At 51.3% G+C, this 12,453-nt stretch carries 18 protein-coding genes; 6 read left to right on the top strand and 12 right to left on the bottom strand.

The window, feature by feature from the left end; genetic code table 11:
• Positions 1-40: 40 nt before the first annotated feature.
• From G8S19_RS05430 to G8S19_RS05380, 11 genes are all read right to left on the bottom strand, one after another.
• On the bottom strand, positions 41-487 hold the full coding sequence (locus tag G8S19_RS05430; RefSeq protein WP_253686247.1) for a phage virion morphogenesis protein: 447 nt from the start codon (positions 485-487) through the stop codon (positions 41-43).
• Entirely contained in the window at positions 480-911 is a 432-nt protein-coding gene (locus tag G8S19_RS05425; RefSeq protein ID WP_253686245.1) for a phage tail protein, read from the bottom strand. Before G8S19_RS05425 ends, G8S19_RS05430 begins: the two co-directional genes overlap by 8 nt.
• Positions 874-1,122: an Rz1-like lysis system protein LysC gene (gene lysC, locus G8S19_RS05420; RefSeq protein WP_253686608.1), complete on the bottom strand. Its 249-nt coding sequence runs from the start codon at positions 1,120-1,122 to the stop codon at positions 874-876. The genes G8S19_RS05425 and lysC overlap by 38 nt, the downstream gene beginning before the upstream one ends.
• Positions 1,007-1,435 (bottom strand): Rz-like lysis system protein LysB, encoded by a 429-nt coding sequence (gene lysB / locus G8S19_RS05415; protein ID WP_253686243.1) that lies wholly within the window; start codon positions 1,433-1,435, stop codon positions 1,007-1,009. The genes lysC and lysB overlap by 116 nt, the downstream gene beginning before the upstream one ends.
• Entirely contained in the window at positions 1,432-1,947 is a 516-nt protein-coding gene (locus G8S19_RS05410; RefSeq protein WP_253686241.1) for a lysozyme, read from the bottom strand. Before G8S19_RS05410 ends, lysB begins: the two co-directional genes overlap by 4 nt.
• Positions 1,928-2,143 carry an HP1 family phage holin gene (locus G8S19_RS05405; protein WP_001397650.1) on the bottom strand — a complete coding sequence of 72 codons (216 nt, stop codon included), beginning with the start codon at positions 2,141-2,143 and terminating at the stop codon, positions 1,928-1,930. Before G8S19_RS05405 ends, G8S19_RS05410 begins: the two co-directional genes overlap by 20 nt.
• Before the next feature lie 3 nt (positions 2,144-2,146).
• A complete protein-coding gene (locus G8S19_RS05400) occupies positions 2,147-2,350 on the bottom strand; it encodes a tail protein X (RefSeq protein ID WP_001397651.1) in 204 nt (67 codons plus the stop codon).
• Entirely contained in the window at positions 2,350-2,817 is a 468-nt protein-coding gene (locus G8S19_RS05395; RefSeq protein ID WP_023305010.1) for a head completion/stabilization protein, read from the bottom strand. Before G8S19_RS05395 ends, G8S19_RS05400 begins: the two co-directional genes overlap by 1 nt.
• A gap of 98 nt (positions 2,818-2,915) precedes the next feature.
• A complete protein-coding gene (gpM, locus tag G8S19_RS05390) occupies positions 2,916-3,569 on the bottom strand; it encodes a phage terminase small subunit (protein WP_006777754.1) in 654 nt (217 codons plus the stop codon).
• Positions 3,570-3,572: 3 nt separating this feature from the next.
• Entirely contained in the window at positions 3,573-4,721 is a 1,149-nt protein-coding gene (locus G8S19_RS05385; protein WP_253686239.1) for a phage major capsid protein, P2 family, read from the bottom strand.
• Positions 4,722-4,736: 15 nt separating this feature from the next.
• A complete protein-coding gene (locus tag G8S19_RS05380) occupies positions 4,737-5,564 on the bottom strand; it encodes a GPO family capsid scaffolding protein (RefSeq protein ID WP_253686237.1) in 828 nt (275 codons plus the stop codon).
• Positions 5,565-5,713: 149 nt separating this feature from the next.
• Between G8S19_RS05380 and G8S19_RS05375 the strand changes: the two genes are divergently transcribed.
• The 3 genes from G8S19_RS05375 to G8S19_RS05365 are packed head-to-tail and all read left to right on the top strand — an operon-like array spanning position 5,714 to position 9,218.
• Positions 5,714-7,477 (top strand): terminase ATPase subunit family protein, encoded by a 1,764-nt coding sequence (locus G8S19_RS05375; RefSeq protein WP_253686235.1) that lies wholly within the window; start codon positions 5,714-5,716, stop codon positions 7,475-7,477.
• Positions 7,477-8,184 carry a terminase large subunit domain-containing protein gene (locus G8S19_RS05370; protein ID WP_101742974.1) on the top strand — a complete coding sequence of 236 codons (708 nt, stop codon included), beginning with the start codon at positions 7,477-7,479 and terminating at the stop codon, positions 8,182-8,184. The genes G8S19_RS05375 and G8S19_RS05370 overlap by 1 nt, the downstream gene beginning before the upstream one ends.
• Positions 8,181-9,218: a phage portal protein gene (locus G8S19_RS05365; protein WP_253686233.1), complete on the top strand. Its 1,038-nt coding sequence runs from the start codon at positions 8,181-8,183 to the stop codon at positions 9,216-9,218. The genes G8S19_RS05370 and G8S19_RS05365 overlap by 4 nt, the downstream gene beginning before the upstream one ends.
• Before the next feature lie 130 nt (positions 9,219-9,348).
• Here the strand turns inward: G8S19_RS05365 and G8S19_RS05360 are convergent, their stop codons facing one another.
• On the bottom strand, positions 9,349-9,591 hold the full coding sequence (locus G8S19_RS05360; RefSeq protein WP_253686231.1) for a hypothetical protein: 243 nt from the start codon (positions 9,589-9,591) through the stop codon (positions 9,349-9,351).
• Positions 9,592-9,701: 110 nt separating this feature from the next.
• On the opposite strand from G8S19_RS05360, the gene G8S19_RS05355 reads away from it, so the two are divergent.
• The 3 genes from G8S19_RS05355 to G8S19_RS05345 are packed head-to-tail and all read left to right on the top strand — an operon-like array spanning position 9,702 to position 12,452.
• Positions 9,702-10,703 carry a hypothetical protein gene (locus G8S19_RS05355; RefSeq protein WP_000508501.1) on the top strand — a complete coding sequence of 334 codons (1,002 nt, stop codon included), beginning with the start codon at positions 9,702-9,704 and terminating at the stop codon, positions 10,701-10,703.
• On the top strand, positions 10,703-11,782 hold the full coding sequence (locus G8S19_RS05350) for a hypothetical protein (RefSeq protein WP_016150813.1): 1,080 nt from the start codon (positions 10,703-10,705) through the stop codon (positions 11,780-11,782). The genes G8S19_RS05355 and G8S19_RS05350 overlap by 1 nt, the downstream gene beginning before the upstream one ends.
• On the top strand, positions 11,769-12,452 hold the full coding sequence (locus tag G8S19_RS05345; RefSeq protein ID WP_253686229.1) for a hypothetical protein: 684 nt from the start codon (positions 11,769-11,771) through the stop codon (positions 12,450-12,452). The genes G8S19_RS05350 and G8S19_RS05345 overlap by 14 nt, the downstream gene beginning before the upstream one ends.
• Position 12,453: the final 1 nt, after the last annotated feature.

Raw genomic sequence — 12,453 nt, 5'->3', positions numbered from 1 at the left:
GGAGGCAGTTCTGGCGGTTGTACCAGCGATGAAACAAAGATCACCCCGCCAGCCAGCGCAACAGAGTGTCACGGGTAACGGTTTCCACCTCATCATTCACGCCCAGCAGGCGGCGCTCTGCGTAGCGGACCTCCGGGCCTTTGCGGCTGACGCGGTCACGCAGGCCGTAGTGATGAACACGGGCAATGCGCTGCACCTTGCCATCAAACTGCACGCTGGCGGAGTCCGCACTGGCGGCGGTTTTCAGGTATTTTGTGGTGCGAAGCTTTGCGAACATCTGGCGCTTGATGCGCCCCTTCTTGCTGCGGGCTGTCACCCGGCGCGGCTCATAGCCGCTGCCGTCAGGATTACGCTGCAGCCTGATGTTCTGCTGCTGCGTCCGGTGCAGTTGTTGCGCCAGTTGCCGCATCATACGGCTGCGGGCTGCAGGCTCCAGATTTGCCAGCAGCGCCGTCAGCCAGTCATCCACCCTCTGCAGTTCATCCACGTTTCACCGTCCACATTTCTTCGGGTTCGTCCGGCTCCGGCACCGCTTCAACGCTTGACACGCTGCCGTCAGTGCTGACCAGCACACGCTCCGTCAGCTGCAGGTTCATGCTGATATCGCACACATCGTTACGCAGAATATCCACTTCAAAGGTAAACAGTTTTTCGCGCAGCTCCGGGTTGTTGATGGCGTCCGGCTGGTTTTCTCTGAGCCACAGCAACACGGGGGCCATCAGTAGATTCTGGTCGCCGCTGAAATCCTCGATCACCACGTTCAGGGTGTAGCGGTATTCCCATGACATAGAGCTGGCCCCGGTTGCCACCAGTGAGCCGTTATCAACGAAAAGGTGCAGCTTATCCGGGTTGTCGCGGACATACGCCACCGCTTTATTCAGGGCGCTGCGCAGGGACTGCGGTTTGTTCACTGTTTCTCTCCTGACACGCAACTATCGTATCGACTTTGTCAGCACAGGCCGCCCAGGCGGCCTCTGTTTCATCCAGCGCCGCATTCAGATCGCCATTACTGCGCGGCGCTGACCTTTCCAGGCGGCACTGCGTCACTCTGGGACAGCCATTCACGGTAAGCTGCACCTCCGGCGAGGGCCGGACGTTCGCGCAGCCTGATAATGTCAGCAGGCAAAGGAGCGTCAGCCCAGCGGCGTAAATCCTCGTTTTCACGTTTCAGTTCCTCGATCCGGTGCTGGCGGCTTCGCAGCAGCGCGGTGGTCTGTTCCGCTGCCGCATAAAGCCGTGTCTGCTCCCGGCTGTTGGTTTCGGTCAGAATGGACAGGCTGATCAACTGACTGTTTTTCTTCGTCAGTTCCTGCGTTTTGCTTTTCAGCGCCGCGCCCTGCGCCTTGATGGTGTGACTGGCATTGTTAAGCCGCCACGACTGCCAGCCCAGCACCGCAAAAGCCAGCGCCAGCACTACCGCCAGCAAGCGCGTCATGCCCCAGTTCCTTTTAAGCACCAGGCCAGTTCCCGCGCGCGGCGGTTCTCCAGACCTTTATTTTTCACACCGTTAACGTAAATCCAGCGCGGTAGCTGGTTGCATGCCTGCCACCACTGCTGGCGATTGATATATGACACCATGGTTGACCTGCAGATCGCGCCGGTCCCCACATTGAAACCAATACTCACCAGCGCATCGTAGACATGTTGCGGGGGCTTAACCGTCAGGCAGGCATCCAGCCTTTTTTCAGTCAGTAGTACATTGTTTATTAACCCCTGCGCCGCCTGCCGTTCCGTGATGGTTTTCCCCGGTACCACGCCGGACGTATTGCCGATCCCGTCGGTCCAGACACCCGCGCTGCACTGATACGGCTGCAGGCGACATCCCTCGTAATCGGCAATCAGTTTCAGCCCCTCAACGGAGGTTTTGAGCGACTGAAAACCGGGCAGCATGGCGGCGATAGCCAGCACCGCCCCGACAAGGCAGCGCTTAACGATTGAAGGATTCATATTCCCCCCGTGAAATTTTTCCATCGCGCAGCAACCTGAAAGACTGGTGTTTGTAGTACCAGTTGATAGCCAGCATCAGCACACCAATCAGCACGCCGCCAACCGTTGATGCATCCTTGAGCGACAGATCGCCCAGCCATGCCAGCAGCACGGCGATGCAGTAAGTAATAAAGGCGCTGATTCGTTCAAGCGTCATAATTCAGTCCCATAGCTGGACGGTCTGCGCCGTGGTTGACGCCGTAATGTCCGGCAGTTCCACCTGCAGCCCGTGCGGTAAAAATGGGCCGTACTCTGCCAGCCCCGGATTTGCCTTCAGAACCTGCTCAGTGACCCCCTGCGTGCGCCCGTAATGACGCCAGCAAAGCGCGTCCACCGTGTCATACTGATGCGCACGCACTTTCATCAAATCAGCTCCACCGTCATATGTGGCATATCGCGCAGGCGGGACTCCGCCCAACGCACATCGCGCCACAGCTCGCCTAAGGTTGTTTCGATATCTTCGGCTTTCTTGCTTCCGTCGCCGGTTGCGTCAAAATCGCGATAGCGCTCAACCAGGTTTGCTTTTGCCCAGCAAAACACCGCACGGCGATACAGCATGAGCCGCTGACTTTCGCCGTCGATCACATCAGCAGGGACGTCGGCCAGGCTCGCATACCCCTGCTCCCGTTGTTTCTCTCGGAACTCATAAAGATCGGCGTTAACTTCAGCAATCGCTGTCAGCAACGCCAGACGCAGGCGTGGATCGGTGACACTCCCATCCATGCGCATATCACGGCGGAACTCTGAAACCCTGACATCAGGCCAGAAACTGGTGTTTTTAATAACGTCCTGGGTACTTTCCCCGGCCTGTTCCGGCGAAACGAATTGCATATTTCTGGCACTCCCAAATAGTTGGGCGGTGGACGGGGTTTTGACGCGGCATAAAGCCTGTCGCCACCCCGTGCCGCCCCGCGCGTTGGCACGATTCGTTAAGCCGACATTGCCTGTCGCAATCGGCTTTCTAACTTGTTGATTTCGGTTTTGACGCCAGAACTGTTATCCAGCTGCAGGGCACGCTTCAGATGGTTAAGTGCCGCCACTGCCTGATCGTTATCCCGCAGCGCGTAGCCCATCGCCTTATGAAGTCTGGCGCGGGACTGATCCGGCATATCCTGACCTTCAACGATATCGAGCACCTGGGTAAGAATGGCGGCACTGAATGATTCACCGGCAGAAAAAGCGCGCATTGCCGCGTCGGCAAACTCTTCCGCAACAGCGGTCCCACAGGTCCGGTTGAATCGCTGCGGCAGGACCCAGCCGTGTTTAATGGCATGACGGGCAATGTCCAGCGCGCCGGTATAGTCTCCGGCATCAATGCGCCAGATCATGACGTACATCGCCACGTCGTCCTGGCCTGACGCGTCAGCATCCAGTAAACCGGCAATCCATGAGGCATAAGCGGGAAGAAACTCACGTTTGAGCTGAGCCTTGCGCTCATTTGACTGGACGGTTTTAAGGCGCCTGCGGTGTTCTGTCAGCTGTAACAGCATCTGGTTGTAGCCTGTCAGGCTGGCATTACTGCCGCCCTGACGGGCGGCATCCTGTGCCTGTACATACTGAGTGTGAGCACGGAACGGATTCATTTATCACGCTCCGGCGCCAGCACCGCCAGCTGCCTGCGCATCAAGCGCACCTTTCACCGCTGCCGTGACGATTTCCTGGATGGTTTCAGTTGTCAGCGCTGGGCTGGCATTGCCACCTGCCTGCACGGGCAACAGTTCGATGTTCTCAACCAGGCAAACGCCGTCGTAATCTTCGACAACATACGCCTCGTTAACGGACTCGAAGTTCTCCACGCGGTCACGCTTCGGATTGTCGATGACTGAACGGCGGCGGGAGCCTGATTGCCAGTAAATAGACAGGTTATCCAGGCGGGTGATCAGCATGGCATTCGCCGGGAAGAACGGCGCACGAACGGCCGGGAGGTTGCCGATACGCTTCTGGCTGATGATAAGATCTGCCGCCTGCGCTTCGCTATTTGGCTGGTCACGGTTGACGATCGGGAAATATTTATCCGCCAGTAACTGGCGCCCGACGATAACCACAAGCTCCGTATCTTCCTGATACCACGGCGCGATTTTCTCATTCACGGCGCCCATAACCAGCGCGTCCAGATTCAGGAAATCACCGCCTTTACCGACACGGACAGTCTGAGAAATCACCTCGCCTTCGGACACGATCTTATCCATTACCTGAACGGGTTTCTCCTTGCGGATTTTTTCCAGCCAGCCGATATTCACATCCTGCAGCAGTGGATAGGTCGCGCGGTCTGACGTTTTCTCACGCTTCACGCCGTTGAATCCGATCATGATGCGGTCAAGCGCCTGGCGGGTAATGATGGCGTCACGGATGCGCGTCTGGAAGTCCTGGAATTTGGCCCATAAATCCAGCTTCGCATAGGGCAGCGCCGTATCAGAGTTGGTCTGGGTACACTTGTACCCTTCACCGTCGATGTAAGTCGGGTCAACGGGTTCACGGTCTTTCTGGGTGGTATCAGTATTTCCGGCAATACTGGAACCAATACCCAGCCCCAGACGCTCGCCGGACTGTTCATCAACCGGGACAATGTTGATTTTCTGCAGGAACGAGGAAGACTCCTGGATTTTCGTTTCCACCGTCTGCGCCACTGACGGCTCAGCCGTATATTTCGAGGCGATATCGCTCACAGATACGCCGTTGAGTTTGGCGAGCTGCGTCAAATAGCCGTTGAATTTAAAACGTGTCTCTTTTTTCATTGTGCTTTTGCTCCGTCAGCAATCGGTGGTTTGTTCTGCGCCGTTATTGCCGGTCGCATTAGGGCGGCGTTCGCTGCGGCTGTCCTGAGTGGAAAGCTGCTCACGCAGGGTGGAGAGTGCGCTGGTTGTCTCATCAACAACCTTTTGCATATCGCTCACCTTGTTGCTGAAATCGGTCTGATGGGCGCTGACCTGCTCCGCCAGCGCCTGATGCTCACGTGCGATGGTTTCAACAGCCTGATTCACATCAGCAAAGCGGGCGTTATCATCGGCGCCTTTGCGAGACAGCAGCTCTTTCACGCGGGTAAACAGGCTGATTTTTTCCGGCACGTCCTCAAACTCGATCAGCGTTTCAAGAGCAGCGGTAAACAGGTTGTCTTTGTCCAGCTTGCGGCGCGCCAGGGGGTTATGTTCTGCGCTGGCACTGAACTGCAGCATTTCAGTGCCGAGGCTTGCCGGATCGTCAGTAACCGCCAGACCAACCAGATAAGCGGAGCCGGTATCGGCAAAGCTGGTGTTAACTTCCATTGAGGTGAAAAGCTTCTGCCAGTTACTGGTCATGGTGATCAGATCGTCCGTCGGGGCAATCCAGCCATACAGCGCCATCTTCCCGGACAAAGCCCCTTCGGTGATTTCTTCCGCTTCCAGCTTTTCCACCATGCCAAAACGACGGAAAGGCCCATCAGGGGTAAAACCCTTGATGTGTTCCATATTGATCAGCGCGGTGTATACCTGCGGGTTATAGCTCGCCGCCATCTGGGTGATCCAGTCACGTTCAATAACGCGCCCGTCAGTGGTGGCCCCTTCGACCCCAATACGAAAACGCTTAGATTTTTTTGCCATCGGTCCGGCTCCGGTTAGTTAGTTCGTAACACGTTCAGAGCCTTATGTTTGCGGTGATAGGCGCGTGTAAACAACGCGTTGGGCTTGTGCGAACTCCCACACAATGCGAAGCCGGGGAAAGTGCTGATTTGAGGCCGTATGTTTGTGCCATGACAACACTGACCTCCGCAGACCTCGATCCCCGTCGTCAGGCAATGCTGATGTACTTTCAGGGATACCGCGTAGCCCGCATTGCTGAAATGCTGGGCGAGAAAGTTGCAACCGTTCACAGCTGGAAAAAACGCGATAAGTGGGGCGAATATGGCCCACTGGATCAGATGCAGCTCACCACCGCCGCACGTTACTGCCAGCTCGTCATGAAGGAGCAGAAGGAAGGAAAGGATTTTAAAGAAATTGACCTGCTGGCGCGTCAGTCCGAACGACAGGCCAGAATCGGCAAATTTAACAATGGCGGGAATGAAGCAGACCTGAATCCCAACGTGTCCAACCGCAATAAAGGCCCGCGCAAGCCGCCGGAAAAAAACCTGTTTACCGACGAGCAGATCGAAAAGCTGGAAGAAATTTTCCGCGCCGGGATGTTCGAGTACCAGCGCCACTGGTGGGACGCTGGCATCAAGCACCGTATCCGCAATCTCTTAAAGTCACGCCAGATCGGTGCAACCTACTATTTCGCCCGTGAAGCGTTGATAGACGCGCTCACCACGGGTCGAAATCAAATCTTTCTGTCAGCGAGTAAAGCTCAGGCGCACGTTTTTAAACAGTACATCATCGACTTCGCAAAAGAGGTGGATGTTGAGCTGAAAGGCGATCCGATGGTGCTGCCTAACGGCGCCTGTCTTTACTTCCTCGGTACAAATGCCCGTACCGCGCAGAGCTACCACGGCAATCTGTATCTTGATGAGTATTTCTGGATACCGAAATTCCAGGAGCTGCGCAAGGTGGCCTCCGGTATGGCGCTGCACAAAAAATGGCGTCAGACCTACTTCTCTACACCTTCCAGCCTGACGCACAGCGCCTACCCGTTCTGGTCTGGTGCCCTGTTTAATAAAGGGCGCCCGAAAGCTGACAGGGTAGAATTTGACCTTTCTCACAGTAGCCTGGCGCACGGCGTTTTATGCCCTGACGGCCAGTACCGCCAGATAGTCACCATTGAAGATGCCGTAAACGGCGGGTGTAACCTTTTCGACCTGGACCAGCTGCGCCTGGAGTACAGCCCGGACGAATACAACAACCTGCTGATGTGTCAGTTTGTTGACGACCTAGCGTCCGTGTTCCCGCTGGCGTTGCTGCAGTCCTGCATGGTTGACAGCTGGGATGTGTGGGACGATTTCGAACCGCTTTTACTACGTCCGTTTGCATACCACCCTGTCTGGATCGGCTATGACCCGGCAAAAGGAACGCAGAACGGTGACAGCGCCGGTTGCGTGGTCATTGCGCCTCCCGTCGTCCCCGGCGGTAAATTCCGTATCCTTGAGCGTCACCAGTGGCGCGGGATGGACTTTCGCGCCCAGGCCTCAGCGATTGAGGAAATAACCAGACGCTACAACGTGACCTACATCGGTATTGACTCGACCGGCGTTGGCGATGGCGTTTACAAAACGGTTAAGCAGTTCTTCCCTGCCGCACGTGAGTTTGTCTACAACCCGACCGTAAAAAATGCCCTGGTGCTTAAAGCCTACGACATCATCAGCGGACGCCGCCTGGAGTTTGACGCGGGGATGCTGGATATCGCGCAGTCCTTTATGTCCATTCGCCGTTCAACCACCGCCAGCGGCAACCGGCCAACCTACGAAGCAGCTCGCACAGAGGAAGCCAGCCACGCGGATTTAGCTTGGGCAACAATGCACGCACTTTATAACGAACCACTGGCAGGAGCCTCCGCCAGTACCAGCAACATCGTGGAGATTTTCTAATGCACTCAACCCCGACCAACCTCATGACCAGCGCCAGCCTGCCAGTAGATCGCCCTTTCTTAGCTTTCCAGCTTGGATGGAACAGTGCCGCACGCAGCAGGAACCGCGTACTAACAAAAATGCGCCAGGCGGGCGCAGATTATTTTTTCGCCTACGAAGCCCTAAACGATGCACTGCATACCGGACGCAACCAGATTTTTCTGGGCTGCAGCCCGGCATCGGCCCTGACAGTCAAAGCCTATATTTCAGCTTTTTTAAGTCAGGCCGCAGCCCACACGCATCTGGGGAAAATAAAATCAGGTAAAGCGCATCTGGAACTACCAAACGGTTCGAAAATTTATTTTGTCGGTCCAAAAAGCCTATGCGCCGCGCTTAATGGGAACGTCTACGTATTAGAGTATGCTTGGGCAGATTCCCCTAAAAATATGATTGCTCTCGCCAAAAGTATGTCCATGCACGCGCGCTATCACGCTACCTACTACACCACCCCTAGCCCCAGCCTGGAAGCATGGCAGGAATACAAAAAGCTGATTGCCCGTAACAGCACAACCATCATGACCTTTACCGCAGATGACGCGGCAGCAACCGGAGCCGAACTCTTTGATGATGAGTGGCTGAATGACATGAAAAAAGAATTATCTGCAGAGCACTGGAAAATGCTGTTTATGTGCGAATGGCCCCAGGCTGATAAGGAGCAGGCGGCATGAGCAAACGTAAAAATAAACATAACCGCACATCAGTAGAGCACAACGCTAAACCAGCCGGTCCCGCAGCGGAAGCATTCAGCTTTGGTGACCCGATCCCCGTAATGGACCGCCGGGAGTTATTTGACTACCTGGAGTGCGTGCAGGTGGACCGCTGGTACGAACCACCGATCAGCATGGATGGCCTGGCGCGAACTTACCGAGCTGCCGTGCATCACTCCAGTGCCATTCAGGTAAAACGCAATATTCTTACCAGTACCTTCATCCCTCACCGCTGGCTGTCTAAACAAGCCTTTTCCCGGTTCGCCCAGGACTTTCTGGTATTCGGTAATGCCTACCTTGAAAAACGCATGAACCGGTTAGGGCAGATCATGGAGCTGCGCGCCTCGCTTGCCAAATATACCCGTCGTGGCATTGACCAGGACACCTACTGGTTTGCACAGTATGGCTACAACTCGCAGCCCTATCAGTTCGATGAGGGAAGCGTGTTTCATCTGATGGAACCCGACGTTAACCAGGAGCTTTACGGGATGCCGGAATACCTCTCCGCCATTCCCTCCGCCCTGCTGAATGAATCGGCCACGCTGTTTCGCCGTAAATATTACCTTAACGGTAGCCATGCTGGTTTCATCATGTACATGAGCGACCCCGCCGCCGACCAGAAAGATGTGGACAACATACGCGAAGCACTTAAAAAATCGAAAGGGCCAGGCAACTTCCGCAACCTGTTTATGTACAGCCCGAACGGCAAGAAAGACGGCATTCAGATCATCCCGCTGTCAGAAGTCGCAGCGAAAGATGAGTTTCTGAACATCAAGAATGTGAGCCGTGATGACATGCTGGCAGCTCACCGCGTGCCGCCGCAGCTGATGGGGATCATTCCAACGAATACCGGCGGGTTTGGCGATGTGGAAAAAGCGGCGCGCGTTTTCGTTCGCAACGAACTTACCCCCCTGCAGGGCCGTATCACAGAAGTTAACGAGTGGCTGGGTGATGAGGTGATACGCTTTAACCCCTACCTGACCGATGAAGACTGACGCTCAGCCGACCAACCTTTAATATCAACCGCCCTTCTCCGGGCGGTTTTTTATTCCCTTACGCCCTGCCCCACCATCAGAGCGCCTCAGCGCTTCGCTGAGCGCTCCTGCGCTTTCGCCACCTGATAGCTCACGACGAAACGCAGCGCCTCATCACGACGCAGGCGCGCACGACCAGCCCCAAAAAATGACCATGCCCGCCCAACATTGAGGCCCCAAAACCGCGATTAACCCCAAAACCGCGCGCTCGTATCCCCGCCACGCCTGCCCGCTTTGTGTAGTGGTTTTCATGCACCTGCATGGCATAAGCAAAAGCCCGCCAGAACTGGCGGGCCTGAGCAAAAACGATCCTTTTGCGATCATTCATTTTCATGCGCTATAGTCATGCAACAAACGCATACGAACCATATGGTTAGATTACTCATCAAGTCAGATGGATTTTCAGGTAGATTGCCACAGCAATTGTAAAGGAGCGAGATTGAAATGGGTGGAGAGACTTCGGCTATACAACGAGTCGCGGGTAAGATTTCTGATGATATTTTCTCAGTGTTCAAATGGGATCGTGCCGCTAGAGCGGACATGAACTGGGACTGTTGCCAAGAGGCTCATTCCAAGAAAACGCATCCAAGCGATGTTGTATTTTTCTACATTGATCCATATGAGGAGGAAATGGTCTATCTCAACACAGACCTCAAAAGTTATGCAGAAGGTACTATTGGGAAAAAAATAGTCGAGGGAGCTTTAACATCGCTTGCTTTAGCTACCGAGTGTGCAAATGTGAGTGAAGAATGGCGATTGAAATATGTTCATGATGATTCTTTAGGTTATAACGTCAGAGGGTTGTTATTCTTATATAACCATGATAATTTATATGATAAGGACTTCTATGAGAATATCACAAAAAAATTAGATCACTCATCTATAAATTGCCCTCCAAACATCAAACTACATTTACTTGACCCTTATAAAATATCAGATTTGATAAACATATCTTCTGACATAACCAAATTAATTGGTTCAGGCAAGCTTCCCCAGCCAGATAAGTTCACATATTATTACCCAGATCTTTCCCTAACAAGAATAAAACACCCTATTAATCAGACAACACCTGCAACAATTGAATTATTAACATCACCATATATTATAATAAAACATGAGGCTTTTAGTTGGCTCAGAGATAAAAACCCTGAGGGATATGTTGTTTATTACAATCAACCGGGGGATTCAGTAGACGAATTTGTTTACTTCTTTGATATGTTATCAACTTATCAAATACTAACCGAAGGTAAACCAATCGTATTACGCCATTGTCACATTCATCCAAATGAAAATGCCATTCATCACTTTGAAAGAGCGAAAAAGAAATACAGTACAGACTGGCTCTTAGGCGAGGATGAAAGACTTTTTCTTAAAATTGACTTCGACAAAACGGACAAAATTGTTGTTGAATATAATCTTGAACAAATCGGCATGGAGCAACGATAATGGCTAAAAAACTATACTTCGCAACTGACAAAAATATTTATGATGCATTGCATCATAAAAGGATAACCGCTGCAAAGTTACATGAATTATTGTTGAATAGAGGTGTGTTTTTATCACCAGAACTCGACAAGGAAATACTAATTGAGGAAATATCTAAACTTCCTCACGGATTCAATGAATTAGAACACATAAAAAAACTGGTCAAAACATATGACCCAAGAGAAAGTACTACTAGTGTAAGCTTCCAAACCTCAACAAATCAGGCTGAGTTAAAAAGTGCTGCTGAAGCACTGAAAAAAACATGCTCCCCTAGTAAAGGTCAAAGCCTGAATATTGTAGCTAAAAAAGATGGTTCGCTTACAGTAGAATACAAATATGAAGAAATAGACCTGTCTAAAACTGCATTACGCCAGATCGACAAGCGGAATGTTATAATAGAACTTCGCCCTGGAACTGACAAAGTTGAAGTACGTATGCCTCAAAACCCCGAGGCAAAAAAAGTTATTGAGAGCTTGCAAAACGAGCTATCTAAAATCAAATCCGAGCCTATCGAACGCTTCGAAATATCATTACTAGCAATAACTGATCCTACATTGCGAAGCCAGTTCTTTCAAGAATTAATGAATGGCCTACGTGGTTATGAGACTGATGACGTAACAAAAGTCGAATTAAATCGCAGTACTGATGCTAGTGAAGATGAAGACAAGGAAGAAACTATTGATACCGGATTTGTTAAGAGAGCAGTCCTGAATGGTGAAGGGGTAAATAGTTCAGCTATATTTTCTCAATTACATGAGAAGGGTTATTATATCGGGCGTATTGCATGGTCTTCAAAACCGACAAGTGGAATTGGAGATAGAATCAACGTCGAAGCATTTTTCAAAGACTCAGAGAAATGCTGTGACTTTGCCTATCAAATTAAAGGGATAAACAATCAAAAAGAAGATGGTTTCAATGTTACTATTCGCGCGGCAACGGCACAAGAGAAAAAACATATTAGTGAATTAATTGAGTCCGCCGCTGAAAATGCCTATAATATAATAATAGGGTCAGAGGTGAACGAAGATGAAAAAGGTTAAATGGCTTAAGTTAAACATACGGCTTGAGTTTGAAACAGCCGTTAGACGTCTTTCCCTTGATTCTTTTACAGAGGATAAAGGGAAAGGATTCATTTTTGACAAAATACGCCATGACTTTGCAAATGGGCGTTTTGTCGAGCGTATTGTTTATCACGATAAAATATCAAGCTTTGACGGAAGTGAAACTACCGTTGAAAGAATCGAATATCGCACTACAAATTTCAGTGTGGCTTTAGACTCTCTTCCTGTAATGCAGATTACTAACCCCCCCAGAACTTTAAAGCCTTTCTCGCAGGCTTTGGTAAAAAATCTTGGCTTAGGTGTCAGTTTGGAAGAAATTGACATAAACCCTATAGACTGGCTTAATGAAATATCTTCAAGTGTAAATATAAATTTAACACAGCTTGATATTTCAAGGGTTAGAGTCTCTGATTACGCCACGGCTAAAATGCAAATAATTGGCAGCAGTGACCTTAGAAAATATTATAAAGAGGAATTAGAGGGTAAAAAAATACGAATTGACAGGCTGGTTTGCTCTGTTAATTCATTAGAGTATTCCGGTAAGCTCAAGATCACCAATAGCGGCCTTGCTTATATTGATGTTAGAAATGAAAATGAGTTTACGAAAATCGTTTTTGATACGTTAAAAAAAGTCACCCTTCATTCATAGA

Origin of the sequence: Citrobacter sp. SX206 (assembly GCF_024181025.1) — a bacterium.
Taxonomy (GTDB): Bacteria; Pseudomonadota; Gammaproteobacteria; order Enterobacterales; family Enterobacteriaceae; genus Citrobacter; species Citrobacter youngae.
This window is presented reverse-complemented; position numbering and strand designations above follow the sequence as displayed.